Origin of the sequence: Flagellimonas marina (assembly GCF_042651185.1) — a bacterium.
Classification (GTDB): Bacteria; Bacteroidota; Bacteroidia; order Flavobacteriales; family Flavobacteriaceae; genus Flagellimonas; species Flagellimonas marina.
Map to the genome: position 1 here is coordinate 49,767 of NZ_JBHSCL010000007.1, position 18,363 is coordinate 68,129.

The window sequence follows — 18,363 nt, forward strand, 5'->3', positions numbered from 1 at the left end:
CTATGCGTTGGACCCTAAAACCCAAACCTACACAAGAAGACATTAATCGACTTTCAAAGGAATTGAATGTTGAGGAATTGGTAGCGCACTTGCTATTGCAACGCGGCATTACCAATTATGACGAGGCCAAACACTTTTTCCGTCCCGAATTAGACCATCTGCACGACCCTTTTTTAATGAAGGATATGCAAAAAGCGGTGGAACGGATTGAACGAGCCATTGAAAGCCAAGAAAACATTTTGGTGTATGGCGATTATGATGTGGATGGCACCACTTCTGTGGCGCTGATGGCTTCGTTTTTGCAGGAAAACTATCCCAATGTGGCCACCTATATTCCAGATAGGTACGAAGAAGGGTATGGCGTTTCTTTTCAAGGTATAGATTTTGCTGAGGATAACGATATCTCTCTGATTATTGCTTTGGACTGCGGAATTAAGGCCATTGATAAAGTAAAATATGCTTTGGAAAAGGGAATTGATTTTATCATTTGTGACCACCACAGACCAGGGGAAATACTTCCAGAAGCGGTGGCCATTCTCGACCCAAAACAAGAAGATTGTCCGTATCCCTACAAAGAACTCTGCGGATGTGGAGTTGGGTTTAAATTGATTCAGGCCTTGGCTTCCCGAAAAGGACAGACTGCGGAAGACTTAATTCTTTATTTGGATTTGGTGGCGACGGCCATTGCGGCAGATATCGTACCCATCACAGGGGAGAATCGGGTGCTTGCCCATTTTGGGTTGCAGGTCATCAATGCCAGCCCCAGAATTGGAATTAAAGCACTAATTGATCAGGTCAAAAAGAGAACCCTGACCATTACCGATGTGGTTTTTATCATTGCGCCCCGGATTAATGCCGCAGGTCGAATGAAACATGGGCAGCACGCCGTCGCCTTGTTGACGGAGACTGATTTCAACATAGCGCAGCAGTACGCCCAAGAGATTGAATCATTCAATGCAGAACGAAGAAATTTGGATCAGGAAACTACAGAAGCTGCCTTGTTACAAATTCAAGAAAATGCAGAAGAAAATCGGTTTACCTCGGTGGTTTATAATGAAAATTGGCACAAAGGGGTCATTGGGATTGTGGCCTCACGTCTTACCGAAACGTATTACCGTCCTACCTTGGTCTTCACGAAGAGTGGGGATAAATTATCTGCTTCGGCCCGATCGGTAAAAGGATTTGATATTTATAATGCCTTGGAAGGTTGTTCGGATTGTATTGAACAGTTTGGGGGACACATGTACGCGGCAGGGCTTACCCTTTTGGAAGAACAATTTGAAACGTTCAAACAACAATTTGAAAAAGTGGTTTCGGAAACCATCGACCCCAATTTGTTGCAACCCGAAATTTCCATAGATGCTCAATTGGAACTCCATCAAATCACCCCAAAACTGATGCGTATCCTGAAGCAATTTGCGCCTTTTGGCCCCGGTAATATGACCCCTGTTTTTATGGCTGAAGGATTGCGGGACACAGGGTATGCAAGAGGGGTGGGTGATGATGAAAAACATCTGAAAGCATCTCTATCACAAAAAGGCTCCACACCTATTGGGGCCATCGGATTTAATTTGGGAAATAAATTAGATCTACTGAAGGACAAAAAACCGTTTGATGCCGTATTTTCGTTGGATGAAAATGAATGGAACGGAACGGTGAGCCTTCAACTGAAACTAAGAGACATTCGCTAGACATTTATGGACCCATACGCTGCACTCCGCTATAGGGAGTTCAACATTTTTTTGCTGGTACGCTTTGCCATGGTGTTTGCATGGTCCATGCAGTTCATTGTTATTGAATGGCAGGTATATTCCTTGACCAAGGATCCTTTATCATTAGGAATAATTGGGTTGATGGAAGTCATTCCTGCCGTGGGGATGGCTTTGTTTGCAGGACATATTGTGGACCAAAAAGAAAAAAGAAACCTTTTGGTCATCTGCATTGCTGGATTTTCTGTAATCAGTTTGGGTCTTTTTCTTTTGAGTTGGCCCGGCCTAGAAGAAACTTGGGAATCAAGAACCATACTGTATTCCATTTATGCCCTGGTTTTCTTGGGAGGAATTGTTCGCTCGTTTTTGGGACCAACCATTTTTTCACTGATAGCCTTGATCGTTCCCAAAAAAATATATCCCAATGCGGCCACATGGAGTAGCTCCACATGGCAATTGGCCTCTGTTTTGGGTCCGGCTTTGGCCGGATTTTCCATTAGTTGGATAGGAGTTCATTGGTCCATGTGTGTCATTTTTGGCTTCTCTTTGATGGCGCTGCTGTTTCTATTGCAGATACCCAAAAAACCCATCATGAACCCCAAAATTGGTGAACCGGTGATGCAGAGTTTAAAGGACGGTTTACATTTTGTCTTTAACAACAAAGCCATTTTTGGTGCTCTGACCTTGGATATGGTTGCGGTTCTTTTTGGTGGAGCTGTGGCTCTGTTACCTGTTTATGCCCAAGACATTTTACATGTTGGAGCAGAAGGGTTTGGAATTTTACGGGCAGCCCCGGCGGTGGGTGCATCCATCACCATGTTGGGATCCACGCGATTCCCATTGCATAAAAATGCAGGTAAAAAACTGTTAATGGCAGTGTTTGCCTTCGGAGTATGCATCATCGTGTTTGGACTTTCGGAACTTTTCTGGTTGTCTGTGATTGCTTTGTTCTTGAGCGGCGCGGTTGACGGTGTCTCAATGATTATTCGGCAGACCATTCTGCAATTAAAAACCCCAGACAACATGAGAGGTCGCGTAGCTTCTGTAAACTCCATGTTTGTGGGTTCGTCCAATGAGTTGGGAGCCTTTGAGAGTGGAGTAACGGCAAAACTTATGGGAACGGTGACCGCTGTGGTCTTTGGCGGATGTATGACCTTACTCACCGCAGGTGCAACGGCCATTGCATCACCAACCTTTAGAAAATTAGACCTTCAAAAAGATATCGAAGAACACGAGAAGGACTAACCTTTCAACTTTTTCAGGGTTAATTTTTCACCATCAAAAACGGCGTAGGTAAAATAACTGATCCAATCCCCTAGATTGGTGTAGGTTGATTTTTCATTCAGTTTGATTTCCATGGGAAGGTGTCGGTGGCCGAAAATGAAATGGTCGTAATGTTGCTGTTCCAATTTTCGTTTTGCGTAGAGAATGAGCCATTCCTTATCCTCACCCAAGAAAGTGGCATCGGCCTCTCCTGAAATAATCCGGTTGTTCACAGAAAGATGTTGTGCCAAGCGCACCCCTAAATCAGGATGTAGCCATTTAAAAAACCATTTGGCCATAGGGTTGGTAAAGACCTTTTTCATACGCTTAAATCCCTTGTCGTGCGGACCCAATCCATCACCATGACCAATAAAAAAAGAGGTGTCGTTGATCAAAAATTGCTGGGGTTTATGGTGCACGGGGATATTGAGTTCTTCCTCAAAATAGCCATTCATCCAAAGGTCATGGTTGCCCACAAAATAAGTAATTTGGATGCCCATGTCTGAAAGCTCAGCCAATTTGCCCAGCGTTCGGGTAAAGCCTTTGGGGACCACGGTTTTGTATTCAAACCAAAAATCGAAAAGGTCACCCATTAAAAAAATAGCATGAGCATCGCGTTTGATGCTATCCAGCCAGGCCACAAATTTCTTTTCCCGAGGCAGACTATCCCTTCGGGTGGGAGCCCCTAAGTGGTTATCGCTGGCGAAATAAACTTTTTTGCCTTTTGGCAGGGCAATATTCTTCATTTATTTTTTATAACGTCGGTTGCTACGTATTCTGTTGACCACATATACCACGATTACGAAAAGGGCCAATATGGGAAATACTAAATCATTCATTGTATAAATCTTAAATATTCATTTTATATAAAGATCAAATTCGTCATGCTGAACTTGATTCAGCATCTCATATCCAAATCATTTTTAATGTGACCTTGAAACGAGTTCAGGGTGACGTTTATCTTCATGTTTAAACGTATGCAACTATTTTTTAAACTTTTCCAAAGCGGCTTTGGTTTCTGGAGAAAGGGCCAACCTTCCAGAAGCTTCTGTACGTTTGGCCAACAATTGGTCCCAGTGGTCGGTACCTTCCCAAAGCACCTCTTTCATTTTAGCTAGGGCATTGGGATTATAAGAAGCCAAACGTTGTATATGGAACTCCAATTCCTTGTCCATTTCGGAAATGGAATCGTACACTTTGGCAAACAATCCTTTTTCTTGGGCCCAATAGGCATTTTTCCATTCGGTTGGAGATAAGGAGAGCTCTGCCAAAGCCGCTTTTCCCATTTTTCGTTCTACTACTGGTGCAATTACAAAGGGACCGATTCCGATAGAAACCTCCGATAATTTTATTGCAGCATCCACAGTAGCATACACGTAGTCGCATGCAGCGGCCAAACCAACACCTCCACCAACGGTTTTACCTTGAACGCGTCCAATAATCGGTTTGATACATTTGCGCATGGCATTGATAACATTGGCGAATCCACTGAAAAAGGCCTTGCCCTCCTCCAAATTTGAAATGGCCACAAGCTCATCAAAAGAAGCCCCGGCACAAAAAGCGCGGTCGCCTTCGGATTTCAACAAGATCACTGAAACAGAATCATTATTGGAAAGCTTGTCAAATTCGTTGGTCAATCGCTCCAAAAGTTCAGAAACAAAAGAGTTGCTGGCTGGATGACCAAACTCTACCGTGGCAACTCCGTTATCGATTTTGGTATATAGACTTCCGTTTACTCTATCTGTAGACATTCTCAATGATCAATTTACAATTTTTCAGATGTCTGACTTCTGATATCAGATTTCAGATGTCTTTCAATGCTAAATTACGTGTTTTGTACCAAGGGCCTGAACTTTTGCCTAAATTTCCAAACAAGGGCAAAGCCACGAATCATCATCCAAACCACAAAGGCAATCCAAATAGCATAAAAGCCCCACCCGAGAAATTTTCCAAGATATAAGGTTGGAATAAACCCTAAAAATGTAGCAGAAAGTAGCACATTCCGTAAATATTTCATTTCTCCCAAGCCTTTAAAAAGTCCATCGAAAATAAAGGCAATGGTGTTCATGGGAAGCCCTAGAATCACAATATAAAAAATGCCATAAAAGGTTTGGAGCACGATTTCCTCATTAGAAAATATTTGCCCAATGGGCCTATAGAAAACGAATCCAAAGAGCATTAGCATGAGACTTACCAACATGCCATACTTGAAAATGGTCTTGGCCAATTTCCAAAGCCCATTGTAATCCGAAGCGCCCAAAAGTTTACCACCCATACTGTTCCCTGCCGCGGCATAACCATCAATAAAAAAGGCAGCGAAGAGCCATAAGTTTACAGCAATGGTATGGGCACCAATAAACCGGTCTCCCAACAGGGTCGCTTCCCGAACGGCTAGCATTAAGGCGGCATTTAGGGCCGCGGTACGCACAAATAGATTAAGACTCATAAACACCAATCTCTTGATTTCTTTGTTGAGTGGAAATGTCAGTTTCATACTGATTTCAGTCTTTTTAAGCAACAATATCAAGGCTAAAACGGCCATAATGCCCTGTGCGATCAAACTGGCCCAGGCGGCACCATCCAAATACATGGCGGGAATGTACCCATCAATTCCGTATACCAAGATAAAATCGAGCAGAATGTTCAACCCTGCACCCAACATGGCAATCAACATGGGATAAAAGGTATTCTGCAAACCCCTAAAAATTCCAAAAATAGCAAAAGTGAACAGCGTTAATGGAAAGCCCCAAACCCGAATGGAATAATAGGAAATGCAATACTCCAATATTTTTCCGGAGGCTTCAAAAAGCATAAAGATGTCCTCAACAATAAAAATAGTGGACACCAATATGACGACACTCAAAATAATATTGAAAAAAATGGCCTGGGCAGGCAGGTTTTTTACTTCATCCAGTTTTCCGGCTCCTAAATATTGAGAGATAATGGCCGAAATGGCACTTCGGGTCTGGCCAAGCACCCAAATGAGCATGGAAAGAAAAGATCCTACAATTCCGGCGGCTGCCAAAGACTCCAATCCATCTACCGGAATATTGCCCACAATGGCCGTGTCCGTAATGGAGAGGAGGGGTTCTGCAATTCCCGAAATGGTGGCGGGAATGGCAAGCTTATTTATACTTTTAAAATTTACCTGTGTGCTCAAATCGGCGGCAAGTTACAGCACTAATTCATAACAATGAAAAGGATGCTCGCTTTGTTTGGGAAAGAAGATGTCGCCCAGTTTTTGGTAGCCCCGTTGCTCATAAAAACGTTGGTTTCTGTGATTTTGGGAGAAGGTGTCCAAGCGTACCGACACAAACCCCTGTTCTTTGGAGTAATTTTCAGCAAAACCCATGAGCTGTTGCGCCAATCCTTTGCCCTGTTGGTCAGGATGAACCGAAAGGCGATGAATGTAGGTGCTGTTGCCGTTAGGGGTCAACCACTCGATAGGAATATACTCCTCATCCATATAGGTTGAAATGACAATGGTACCCATAATAGCTCCGTTTTCTTCAATCAAGTAGAGTTCGTTTCGTTCCACATCGCGAATAAAGGCGGCTTGGGAAGGGTAGTGTTCATTCCACTGAAAAATACTGTTTGCCTGCATTTTTGTGGCGCAGGCCTTGGTGATATTCAGGATATCCGTTATTTCAGATATCTTTGCGTGCCGGATCATGGATTCATTTCAATTAAATTGTAAATTTAGGATTTAATCTCAATCACCAAATAATGAACAATATTCTCGTACCTATTGGAACTTCGTCAAACTCTTCAAGCACATTGCAATACGCTATCGACTTTGCATCAAACTTTGGCGCTAAGGTTTATGTGATGGATGTATTCTCCGTTACCACCGCCGTGGGAAGCTTGGCCAATGTGGAGAAGAAAGTGGCCAAAAGCAGTAAAGAGCACTTGAAGGAGGTGATTGACCTAGTTGAGACCAAAGGAGTTGAAATTAAAATGGCCACCTACAATGGTGATATCGTTGATGGCCTCAAAGACATCAACAAAGAACTGGGTATAGATTTGATTATTATAGCTCCAAGAAGTAACGATATTCAAGAAGAGCTTTACTTGGGGAACACCTCGGGCCGCATCATTAAACAGACCAATATTCCCACCTTGATTGTTCCAAAAGACACAAAATTTAAGCCCATAAAAAAGATATTGACCGCATTTGGCTCTGGAATTTTAAAACGAAGCAGCATTCTTAATCCATTGATAGGAATTAAAAATAAATTTAGGGCGGAAGTAAGTTTGCTTTTGGTGAAAAGGCCGGGATATTCTGAGGATGATTTGAGAGTGAATACGGCACTTATGGACTTGAGCAAACAATTGACCATTACAGAAAATGGCACTACGTATTTGGGTGTAATGGAATATTTCCAAAAAGAACATCCAGATTTGTTGTGTGTTTTTAGAAGAAAGCGGGGGTTCTTCAAAAAATTATGGGAGAAGAATACCATACCCAAGGCAGAATTCTTCGTGCCCATACCTGTATTGGTGTTGAGCGTTAAAAAAGATTAAGCAGGGACGCAATTTTTGATAGTTTCAGAAAAAAGTAGTTCCTTTGCGCTCTCTTACGGGGGATTAGCTCAGTTGGCTAGAGCGCTTGCATGGCATGCAAGAGGCCACCGGTTCGAATCCGGTATTCTCCACTAAAAATGAAGCACCTCACTAGGGTGCTTTTTTTATGGAGTATTTTGTCTACATCATATACAGCAGATTCGCTGACCGATATTATGTGGGTCATTGTCAAGATTTGGATGATAGGATGACCCGGCACAACGGAGGTAGGTCCAAATACACAAAATTGGCAACGGATTGGGAGGTAAAGCACACTGAGTGTTATTCAACCAGGTCTGAAGCTATGGCTAGGGAAAGGGAAATCAAAAGAAAGAAAAGTAGGAAGTACATTGAATTTCTCACAGCCAATAGCAAGGGCTAGAGCGTTCCGAAGGCTTTCGGAAAGGCACCGGTTCTCCCGATGGCTATCGGGACGGTATTCTCCACTAAAAATGAAGCACCTCCCTGGGGTGCTTTTTTTATGATGTATTTTTGACTATCGAGAAGTACCCGCAAGGTTGGCTACTTATCAAAAAGGGTTCATCTAGTGATAAAAAAAATAAAATATTTTTACTCTATTATGAGGACATTTTTCACAATACTACTGTTGACATTTATGACAAAACAGGGTTTTGGTCAGCTTGCGAAGAGTGCCCAAACTGTGAGTGTCAACGGTATAGAAATGTATTATGAAGTTTATGGCCAAGGAGAGCCACTGTTCCTACTACATGGCTGGACGCAATCTTCGCAGTTTTGGTCAGCTTATATACCTGAATTGGCCAAACATTTTCAGGTGTATGCTATAGACCTTAGAGGGCATGGAAGAACCTCTCCGCTAAAACCAGACTTTACCATTGAAAAATCTTCCAAGGATGTTCTGGGCCTTTTGGAATATTTGGGCTTTGAAAAAGTAAAAGCAATTGGCTTAAGTTTTGGCGGACTTACACTTCTCGAATTGGCTCGTAAGAATCCTGAAAAGATAGAATCAATGGTTTTAATTGGTGTTTCACATAACTATAACGGGTCGGATAATAGTGATGCTGCTGATTCATTTTCTTTTGAAAGCCTACCGGAGTCATTCGTAAAACAACTTAGAGAAACACATCATCATGGTGAAGACCAAGTAAAAGCGTTATTTGACCAAAACTTGGATTATCAAATTCACCTTGGTGAAGAAGAAGTGAGGGGAATAGATGCTAAAACATTCCTTATTCAGGGAGATAGTGATGAAATTCTAGGTGTGGAACCGGCCATAGAGCTTCATAAAAGATTACCCAACTCAGAATTATGGATTGTTCCCGGAACTGGACACATTGCTATTACGGGACCTAACCTAAATGATTTTCTTTTATATAGCGTTAAATTTTTCAGTAAGAATTAATTACAAAAATAGGATTGTCTAGATGACTAGGGTAATAGCGCATTTTTTGAAACTTTACCATCCTTTTAGGATGGATTTTTTGTTTTTGGCTGTTTCCTTTTTGAACTTTAGGGGATAAAACAAAAAACAAGATGAGCTTAGAAGGAAAAGTAGCATATATCACAGGAGGCACCAAGGGAATTGGATATGGCATCGCCGAAAGTTTACTGGAACAGGGAATAAAGGTTGCTATAAGTGGAAGGAGCCAGAACAGCGTAGATAAGGCGGTAAAAAGCTTGGGAAGCGATGATAATGTTTTGGGATTGGTTTCAGACGTTACCAAACAGAAGGACGAAATAGATGCCGTAGATAAGATTCTAGCCACTTGGGGTCAATTGGATATGGTCATGGCCAATGCGGGAGTGGGCATATTTGCACCAATCGACGAAATGAAGAACGAGGATTGGCACCAAATGATTAACACCAATTTGAATGGCGTTTTCCACACCCTTAAGGCTGCTGTGGAAGCCCTAAAGAAGTCTGAAGGCTATTATATGACCTTGGCCAGTTTAGCAGGGACCAATTTTTTCCCGACCGCAGCAGGATATAACGCCACTAAATTTGGGGTCGTTGGTTTTACACAAGCTGCTATGTTGGATTTACGCCCTTACAACATTAAAGTAACCACCATTATGCCGGGTTCCGTTGCCAGTCATTTTAACGACAATGATCCCTCGGAAAAAGATGCGTGGAAGATTCAACCTGAAGATATTGGAAAGTTGGTGGTTGATTTGTTGACCATGCACCCAAGAACTTTGCCCAGTAAAATAGAGGTTCGACCTACGCGTCCAGATTTAAAATAATCAGACGGCTTTTTCAGTAAGAGGCACTGCGGGATTGCAGATTTCCAAGATGAGCTGTTTTAGGGAGCCCTCAAAAGTAGATATAACTTCTGCATCAATAAGGGGGTTGTTCTTGTCCTGTGAGAAGGAGAATAACCCTTGGCCCAAATTTTTAAAGGAATAGATCCCAGCCAAAAGAGAATGGGTACCATGCTTTTTTGAATACAGCAATGCGTAGCACAATAGCTGGAACGCTTTGCTTTTATCGTAATCGGTAATAAGTGTTTCCCAGTCGGTGAGTTTTACATTTTTTGGTTCCACCTTTCCTGTTTTGTAATCAATAATTCTTGTGATGCCATCAAATTCGTCCACGCGATCTAGGGTTCCTTTGAGTTTTATGGGGAAGTCCAACTCCGGAATTTCTAGTGGTATATCATATTTTTCCTCTAGAGCCACTAATTTGATGGTGTGCCGTTGGAGTTGTTCAATTTCAATGGCCAGAAAATTCTCCAAATATTTTACAATGACATTATAGACCAGAAGAAACTTTCCTTTGGAAATATCAACTCCTGACAGATTCTTTTGAAAATGGCCCTTTACAACAGTTGGAATTTTAGGTTTTAGCAATTCAACGCTTTCTTTTGACAAGGTGGTTCCAAGTAGAGGCGTATAGAGTTCCTCCAGACTATCGTGTACGATTGTGCCAAAGGTGTTGGCTGCAATGGTTTCCTCAACTTCATCCAAATCGTTGATTTTAAGGATATTTCTCGTATAGAAGTCAATGGGATTTCTCACGTAGTTGCTGAGTGAGGTGGGCGAAAAACCACTATTGGCGAAGTCCATGATGTCAGCTATGAGCTTTGCGTCCTTGTTGATTTTCAAAGGTTGAGAAGGAGTAATGAGTGTCTGCGGAGCTGCAATAGTGTGTTTTACGAACGGTGCTATGTTTTCATCCGTCAGTAATTGGGAGATAAGCCGGCTTTTTTCACCACCCTCCAGAACATCGGGTTCGGTATTGTAAATAATGTGCACATTTTTGGCTCGCTGGATCAATCTGTAGAAATGGTAAATATAAATGGCATCTTTCTCTTTATAAGTGGGCAGGCCATAGTCCCGTTTTACATCAAAAGGGATAAAGGAATTGTTTAATTTTCCCGAAGGAAGGATACCCTCGTTAACGGAAGTGATAATAACCGTTTCAAAGTCCAGGTTTCTACTTTCCAGCATCCCCATAATCTGAAGGCCCGAGAGGGGTTCTCCAATAAAGTCCAAAGTTTCCATGGAAGCCAATTGTTTGAACAGACTTTTGATGGATTTGAGTTCGTTGATAAAATCCACGTTGGCCAAATAGTCTTTCAATTGGTTGAACAGGGTATAGAAGCGATATACCTGCTCCAGTTCCAAGGCATTTTTTTCGTTTTGAAAGATGTTCTTCAAACTATTAATGAGCTCAAGACAATTATCAATCCAATCGTTCACACAAATTTGGTGTTTGGGAAAGATAATTTTTAAAACAGCATTGGTTGTAGCGTAGTTGTTCAAGGCCTCACTGCTGAGGTATATCAAGTTTTGTTCCTTGATATCCTTGGCCAGAACTTGGGCAAAATCAACTTCACTAGCGGCAGAAATTGTTGCGCAATACGGATTTGAGATTAGTTCCAAAACATATTTATAGAACCAGCCCCTTTCTGAAGCATTGGCGTTGAGTTCCAAAAGTGCCATAAAAAAGGAGTACAGAACGGTTTTGTTTAAAGGAAGGCCCATGGTGATGTTAACTGCTTTTATAGATGGAGGCACAGCCTGCAGCATTGGTGTCAACAATGATTCATCGGCAAGTACAACAGCGGTTTTTGAAAAGTCAATAGCCTCCTTGGAATTCAAATCATTCAACAATTGCCCTACATATTTGGTCTGTGATACACTTTTGGGAACACCAGTAATGGATATGCTCTTTTCTGTCAGGAAATTGTGTTGTGGCTTCACGGAGCCTTTGTTTTTGTAGAAGGGCCAATTACGTTGGTATTCTCTAATAAAAAGCCCGGCGTCGTGAATGGGGTCATCTAAAAAATAGGAATCAATATCCCAATAAGCCTGTCCATGACCTTCTTGCAAAAAATGTTGTACAATTTTTGATTCTGCTGAGGTGAGTGCGTTGAAGCCTACAAAGATGATGGGGCTGTTTTTATGACTTTTTGAATATTCCTCCAAGCGCGTAACAGCAACTTTTGACAGCAACCCTTGATAGCCTCTCTTTTGTTGAAGTAAGGTTTCATTGAATCGGTTGTAAATGACTTCCAATTTGCTCCAAAGCTGTAGATAGTTAGCTACCAATTCGGTTTTCTCCTTTTTTACAGACCAGTGATTAATTTCTTTGATCGCGGAAAGATAATTGAGTAGGTCATGGGCCGGAATAAGGTAACCGTCCATTTCATTGAAGTCCTGCAATAGGGTCTGCCCCCATTTCAAAAAAGAAGGAAAATCATCTGGATGGTCAATCTGAATGGTTTTGTAGACCTCATACAACACCAATAACAAATCAAGGTTGGAGGTTTGCTCCATTCCTGAGATTTCTGCAATGAAATCTTGAATGGAAATGACTTTGGGGCTAAAAATATTTTTGGTCAGCTTCTCTACTAGGTATTTTTTTAAAAAAGTACCAGAACGCTTGCTTGGAAGAATAAAGGTACATTCGGAGAAATCCGTGCCCTTACTTTGGAGGTCGTTCAATACATATTCCAGAAAGCTGTGATGCATGCACTAAAATAAAAAAGGCCCCGCATTTGCGGAGCCTTTTTAAAGGAAAACTTTAGTTTTTTATTATTTGATCAAGTTGATTTCAACTCGTCTGTTTTGTGCTCTACCAGCTCTTGTGTTGTTAGTGGCGATAGGCTTAGCCTCACCATAACCAATAGCGGTCAATCTATCAGCAGCAATACCTTTGTCTACTAGGAAGTTTCTAACAGAGTTAGCTCTTTCCTCAGATAGTTTTTGGTTCAAAGACTCGCTACCTACGCTGTCAGTGTGACCTTCTACAGTAAACTTAGCGTTAGGATACTCGTTCAAGATTTGGATGATGTCAACCATTACAGAAGTAGATTCTGCTTTGATGGAAGATTTACCAGTATCGAACAAGATAGTTCTAGCGTAGTCGTTCAATTGCTTTTGAACTTCTTCAGTTACCTCAGGACAACCGTTGTTAGCAACAGTACCGGCAACATCTGGACACTGATCGTCTTTGTCAAGAACACCGTCACCGTCAGAATCTGGCCATGGGCATCCATTGTTTTCAGAAGGACCAGCTTCGTTAGGACAATCATCATCTTTATCAGCAACACCGTCACCGTCAGCATCAGGACAACCAGCTAGGGCAGGAAGACCAGGAGTGCTAGGACAAGCGTCATCTTTATCGGCAACACCGTCACCATCAGAATCAGGACATCCGTTCATTTCTTTTGGACCAGCTTCGTTAGGACAAGCATCTTTAGAATCTTCGATACCATCACCATCAGAATCAGGACAACCGTTGAAAGCTTCCAAACCAGCAACTTCTGGACAAGCATCGTCTTTGTCATAGATACCATCACCGTCAGTGTCAGTACCACCAAATTTGATGCTAAGACCTGCCAAGTGTTGGAAATGCTTGATTAGGTAGTCTTCGAAAGCATGCTTGTACTGGGTTTGCAAAGTAAGACCGATATTTTCAGAGAACCAGATGTTGATACCAACACCTCCGTTAACTGTACCGGCTCCAATTTCATCAACCCAAGTATAACCACCACCAATCTCAGCAAATGGGTCGATTGTTGTGTTCTTTAGGAAGTTGTACTTAATGGTACCATCAACAGCGTAGTGAGAAAGATCTTCTACAGACATGTCACCGATTTTCTCGATTCTGTTCAAGGAACCACGTGCACCTATGGAGAATCCGTCACCAATGTACTTGGAAACGCCTACATAGGAAACGGAAGGCAAAATATTCCAGTGGTCAGATACATTAAAGTACTCATCAAAAAGAGTAGTACTTGAAAATGGATTATTCTCGTCATTGGTTGGATATGCATCAATTGCATTCACCCCAAAACTAATCTGCCATGGATTATTCTCGTCTTGCGCTTGTATGCTGTTGATCCCTACAAATACCAGGGCAACAACCAATAATTTGCTAAGATGTTTCATGCTCAAAATTTTAAGTTTAAGTGTTTATCAGCAGCAAATGTAAGTTGTTAAGACTTATTAACAAAATCAAACTTTCTTTTTTTTTGACTCATTTGCCGTAAGAATTGATGTATTTCAACGATTTTAGACGATTTTCAACGACTTTCCTACTTTGATAAAGGCATTTATTGCATGGTCTAGATGCTCTTTTTGGTGCGCAGCCGATAATTGAACCCGAATCCGTGCCTTTCCCTTTGGCACCACGGGATAGAAGAATCCGATGACGTAAATTCCCTCATCCAGTAGCATATCGGCCATTTTTTGTGAGAGTTTTGCATCATAGAGCATCACGGGAACAATGGCAGAATCTCCGTCAATAATGTCAAATCCGGCTTCCTTCATACCTTTTTTAAAGTATTCGGTGTTGTTTTGGAGTTTATCCCGTAATGAAGTGTCCTTATCCAGCATATCAAAAACCTTTATGGAAGCTCCAACAATGGCAGGTGCCAAAGAATTGGAGAACAAATAAGGCCGTGATCGTTGGCGCAACATTTCAATGATTTCCTTTTTGCCAGTTGTATATCCGCCCATGGCACCGCCCAAGGCCTTGCCCAAGGTCCCGGTGATGATATCGATGCGGTCCATAACGCCCTTTTCTTCCAAGGTTCCCCGACCTGTTTCGCCAATAAAACCAGCGGCGTGGCATTCATCTATCATGACCATGGCATCGTATGTATCAGCCAAATCACAAATTTTATCCAATGGGGCTAAAAGTCCATCCATGGAAAAGACCCCGTCGGTCACAATAATTTTAAACCGCGCACCATCCTTAACACTCTGTTTTAACTGCTCCTCCAAATCAGCCATATTGCTGTTTTCATAGCGATACCGCTTTGCTTTACAGAGACGGACTCCATCAATAATGGAAGCGTGGTTGAGCGAATCTGAAATGATGGCATCTTCGGCGGTTAAGAGAGGCTCAAAAACCCCGCCATTTGCATCGAAGGCCGCAGCATATAATATGGTGTCCTCCGTGCCATAAAAATGGGCGATTTTTTGTTCCAATTCTTTGTGGATGTCTTGCGTACCACAAATGAACCGTACTGATGACATTCCAAAGCCGTGGGTGTCCATGACATCCTTGGCGGCTTGGATCACATCAGGGTGGGAGGAAAGCCCCAAATAGTTGTTGGCACAGAAGTTAATGACCTCCTCGCCTGTTGCTATTTTAATGACCGCGCCCTGCGATGAGGTAATGATACGTTCTTTCTTAAAAAGGCCTGCTTCCTTAATCTCTTCCAGCTCTTGGGCCAAGTGTTCTTTGATTTTTCCGTACATAGTTTTTTGTTTAGACGAAAACGGGTTTAATATTTTGGTCAATATAGACAATAATGACATTTTTAATAGTAAAATCCATCTCTTTTAGCACATCGGCATATTGGGTAATTTGCTCCTTATGCGATGGTGATGGTTTTCCGGTTTTGTAGTCAATGATGGTTGCTTCTTTATCTTTAACAGCAATCCGGTCAGGGCGAAGGGAAATCCCATTTGTAGTTAAGATTTCCCGCTCGTTGAGGATTTGATAATCTTTTGAAAAATAGGCATTTAAATCGGGATGAGTCACGACATCCATCAACTTTTGTTTGACTTCCTCCGAGGCATCCCTTTCAAAAAGCCCAGCCAATTGAAGGTTTTTCACCACCTGCGTAACTTCTTCAGCATAATTGATTTTACTGAGCGCAAAATGAATCAGGTTTCCGATTTCAATTGCCTCTTTCCGCTCATCATCCCATAACCTGCCAGATGTGGTGGCAATGGTAAATAAGGTATCTTCCTTCGGTCGGGTTATATAATCAATATGGGTGTCCAAAGAAGCGGTTGATTTAGTTTCATCCTCAGTTTCAGGAAAAGTGCCAAATGTGTAAACCTCCTGTTCATTTTTGGGAATGTTGTGGCCTTGGATATAGGCTTGAAACAAATCCGAGTAGGAAGTGGCATTTTCCGTGGAGGCTACCTCTTTTCCGGTTTCCGTAATAACAAAAAGCCCTTTAATGGGTCTGGTCAAGGCTACATAAAGCACATTCATGGCGTCCAAGACCGATTTTTGTTCTTCATCCATATAGATTTTGGCCGTTTTATCATTGTACTCCAACATGTCTTTGTTGGTATTGATGAGAAATTCTTCCAAGCCCAAATCTTTTTCGGCTTCGGTTGCAGGTACCCATGATTTCTTTTTCTTTCGTTTATCATCCAATAAAGCATTGGCAAAGGGAAAAATGACAAACGGAAACTCCAATCCTTTTGCTTTGTGGATGGTCATAATGCGCACGGCGTTCACATTATCGGGCGCGGCAATGGAAAGTGACGATTTTTTCTGCTCCCAATACTTTAAGAAGGAAAACACGCTAGGGCCCTGTCTTTTTTCAACCAGCAACACTTCGTCCATTAAAAAGGTAAGGTATGCGGTGGAGTCTGTGGCCAACTCAAATTGCACAATGGCATTTTCCAAAATAGTAAAGACCGATTGACCCTTGAATTGTGGAATTTGAAACCCATGTTGTTTGGCGAGAAAGGATTCCAACTGATTAATGTGATGTGAAATAAAGCTATGTTTATCTGTTTCATTGCGGGCTAAAAACAATAAAATTTGATAGGCTGCTTCCCGGTCATTGGCATTTTCGAATAGCCTTAAAAGGGCAATGAGGAATGTGATTTTGTCATTGTTATCCAGCAGCAACGCATCTGAAGAAATAATCGGAATGGAATGTTGCGCCAGAAAGTCTGCCAAGAGCATACCTTTATTATTATCCCTTACCAGAATACAAATATCTGAATAGGGGTGTTTGTTCGAGGTGATTTCATGGATGGTTTCCAAAACCTTTTGGCAATAGACATCGTTCTTATCCTCCACTTTGCTATCCAAAAAGGAGAGTTGGATGTACCCTCCAGGTTTGTTGTTGGTTTTTTGGTGCGAATCGTGCAGAAAGAGGTTCCGGTAGGCTTCATTTTGAAGAACGGAAGCCGCCGCCGTAAAAAATGAATTGTTAAACGCCACAATCTGGTCAAAACTCCTCCAGTTGGTGTCTAGCGAGCGTACTGAAGGTTCCACCACAAAAGGATGCGATTTCCCATTGATGAGTTCCAAAAACTGTTCGGCCCTGCCACCTCTCCAACGGTAAATGGCCTGTTTTACATCGCCTACCAAAAAGAGAGATCCTTTTTGATGGTGTTCATCCTCACTTTCGAGGGCATTGCCAATGAGGGGCACCAGATTTTCCCATTGCATTTGTGAGGTGTCCTGGAACTCATCAATAAAATAATGGCGGTATTTTTCACCCATCCGCTCATATATAAAAGGTACAGGCTGGTTTTTGATTTCCTTGGACAAAATGGCGTTCAACGCTGAAATGGGAACAATGTCGTTTTCTAGCTCAATGTTTCGTATTTCCTTGGCAATTTCGTTCAACACCGTCAGTGGGACGATGTTACCATAGATGTTCTGAAGGTAGCCGCGCTCATATATAAATTTCTTGATGGATAAAAACGCATTCAGAAGCGTCATGGCGAACTCGGTAACATCTCTTTTATCATTTGCTTTAAGAAGTTTGCCCTCAACTAAGTTGGGTTCTAACGTTTTGCTCGTATATATTTTTTTTGGGTCGAACTCGCCGTCCGCTATTTTTTTGAAATGATTGGGTAGGGTTTGTCTGGGAAAATCTGAAAACTCAAAACCCTGCAGAGCAATTTCATTCAGCATAGCTTTTGCGATTTCCGTTATTTTTTTCTCAAGAACAGTGATTTTGGAAACAATCTTTCTTTGAATCTCTTTGAAATCGTTGATGCACTTGGAACTAAGAACATCAATATGGACAGCATGGTTTTCTTGAAATAGCAACTTTCCAATGTCCAAAAGATCATAGGCAATATTCCAGCTTTTGTCATCATCAATTTTTTCCAAGGAGAAGTCAATGAGTACTTTCGTGAGTTCATCATCTGTTCCGGCTCGTTCCAGGAGTCGACCCACGGCCTCTTCCAACAGCAAGTCGGTGTCCAGTTCCACTTCAAAATTTTGCGAAAGTTGGAGGTCCCGAGCAAAAGTCTTAATCAGTTTATGGTTGAACTTGTCAATGGTGGAGACCTCAAAAAACGAGTAATTGTGCAAAATCCGTTTGAGCACCACTTTGGATTTTTGACGCAACTGATCTTCTGTCAATGATAGTTCTTGGGAAAGTTCCTGAAACAAGGCTTCCTGTTTTTTGGGGGTGGGGCTTTTTCCGAAGGCATAGAGGTTGTCCAGAATCCGGGTCTTCATTTCATCAACGGCCTTGTTGGTAAAGGTAATGGCCAAAATTTGCCTGAATGAGACTGGCGAATCATTGGACAACAATAACTTTAGGTATTCCTTGGCCAAGGCATAGGTCTTGCCCGAACCTGCAGATGCACCGTATATTTTAAAGCTGGAGTTCCCCAA

14 protein-coding genes and 1 tRNA gene are annotated in these 18,363 nt (G+C 42.0%); 7 read left to right on the forward strand and 8 right to left on the reverse strand.

Going from position 1 to position 18,363, the window contains the following annotated elements; translation table 11 throughout:
* The first annotated feature begins 2 nt into the window (after positions 1–2).
* On the forward strand, positions 3–1,691 hold the full coding sequence (gene recJ / locus ACFOWS_RS11410; RefSeq protein ID WP_379764639.1) for a single-stranded-DNA-specific exonuclease RecJ: 1,689 nt from the start codon (positions 3–5) through the stop codon (positions 1,689–1,691).
* A gap of 6 nt (positions 1,692–1,697) precedes the next feature.
* Positions 1,698–2,954, forward strand: a complete 1,257-nt coding sequence (locus ACFOWS_RS11415; protein WP_379764641.1) for an MFS transporter — start codon at positions 1,698–1,700, stop codon at positions 2,952–2,954.
* Here ACFOWS_RS11415 and ACFOWS_RS11420 read toward each other — a convergent pair.
* The 4 genes from ACFOWS_RS11420 to ACFOWS_RS11435 form a co-directional block, all read right to left on the reverse strand.
* Entirely contained in the window at positions 2,951–3,718 is a 768-nt protein-coding gene (locus ACFOWS_RS11420) for a UDP-2,3-diacylglucosamine diphosphatase (protein ID WP_379764643.1), read from the reverse strand. The genes ACFOWS_RS11415 and ACFOWS_RS11420 overlap by 4 nt on opposite strands.
* 237 nt (positions 3,719–3,955) lie before the next feature.
* Complete coding sequence (locus ACFOWS_RS11425; RefSeq protein WP_379764645.1) at positions 3,956–4,723, reverse strand: enoyl-CoA hydratase/isomerase family protein; 768 nt, start codon at positions 4,721–4,723, stop codon at positions 3,956–3,958.
* A gap of 74 nt (positions 4,724–4,797) precedes the next feature.
* Positions 4,798–6,132 carry an MATE family efflux transporter gene (locus ACFOWS_RS11430; protein WP_379764647.1) on the reverse strand — a complete coding sequence of 445 codons (1,335 nt, stop codon included), beginning with the start codon at positions 6,130–6,132 and terminating at the stop codon, positions 4,798–4,800.
* Positions 6,133–6,144: 12 nt separating this feature from the next.
* Complete coding sequence (locus ACFOWS_RS11435) at positions 6,145–6,645, reverse strand: GNAT family N-acetyltransferase (RefSeq protein WP_379764649.1); 501 nt, start codon at positions 6,643–6,645, stop codon at positions 6,145–6,147.
* 53 nt (positions 6,646–6,698) lie between these two features.
* Here ACFOWS_RS11435 and ACFOWS_RS11440 point away from each other — a divergent pair, with 53 nt between their 5' ends.
* The 5 genes from ACFOWS_RS11440 (at position 6,699) to ACFOWS_RS11460 (ending at position 9,758) form a co-directional block, all read left to right on the forward strand.
* Positions 6,699–7,496, forward strand: coding sequence for a universal stress protein (locus tag ACFOWS_RS11440; RefSeq protein WP_366585724.1), 798 nt, complete (start codon positions 6,699–6,701; stop codon positions 7,494–7,496).
* 57 nt (positions 7,497–7,553) lie between these two features.
* Positions 7,554–7,627 (forward strand) — tRNA-Ala (locus ACFOWS_RS11445).
* Between the two features lie 35 nt (positions 7,628–7,662).
* Complete coding sequence (locus ACFOWS_RS11450) at positions 7,663–7,917, forward strand: GIY-YIG nuclease family protein (RefSeq protein WP_379764651.1); 255 nt, start codon at positions 7,663–7,665, stop codon at positions 7,915–7,917.
* Positions 7,918–8,151: 234 nt separating this feature from the next.
* Positions 8,152–8,916 carry an alpha/beta fold hydrolase gene (locus ACFOWS_RS11455; protein WP_379764653.1) on the forward strand — a complete coding sequence of 255 codons (765 nt, stop codon included), beginning with the start codon at positions 8,152–8,154 and terminating at the stop codon, positions 8,914–8,916.
* A gap of 131 nt (positions 8,917–9,047) precedes the next feature.
* Positions 9,048–9,758 (forward strand): SDR family oxidoreductase, encoded by a 711-nt coding sequence (locus ACFOWS_RS11460; protein WP_379764655.1) that lies wholly within the window; start codon positions 9,048–9,050, stop codon positions 9,756–9,758.
* Here ACFOWS_RS11460 and ACFOWS_RS11465 read toward each other — a convergent pair whose 3' ends face one another.
* The 4 genes from ACFOWS_RS11465 to ACFOWS_RS11480 all read right to left on the reverse strand — a co-directional run bounded on the left by ACFOWS_RS11465 (position 9,759) and on the right by ACFOWS_RS11480 (position 18,363).
* Positions 9,759–12,491 (reverse strand): PD-(D/E)XK nuclease family protein, encoded by a 2,733-nt coding sequence (locus tag ACFOWS_RS11465; RefSeq protein ID WP_379764657.1) that lies wholly within the window; start codon positions 12,489–12,491, stop codon positions 9,759–9,761.
* Between the two features lie 63 nt (positions 12,492–12,554).
* The gene (locus ACFOWS_RS11470; protein ID WP_379764659.1) at positions 12,555–13,913 is read right to left on the reverse strand and encodes an OmpA family protein; all 1,359 of its coding nucleotides are present in this window, start codon (positions 13,911–13,913) and stop codon (positions 12,555–12,557) included.
* A 123-nt stretch (positions 13,914–14,036) separates the two neighbouring features.
* Positions 14,037–15,230, reverse strand: coding sequence for a glycine C-acetyltransferase (gene kbl / locus ACFOWS_RS11475; protein WP_379764661.1), 1,194 nt, complete (start codon positions 15,228–15,230; stop codon positions 14,037–14,039).
* A 10-nt stretch (positions 15,231–15,240) separates the two neighbouring features.
* Positions 15,241–18,363, reverse strand: a complete 3,123-nt coding sequence (locus ACFOWS_RS11480) for a UvrD-helicase domain-containing protein (protein WP_379764663.1) — start codon at positions 18,361–18,363, stop codon at positions 15,241–15,243.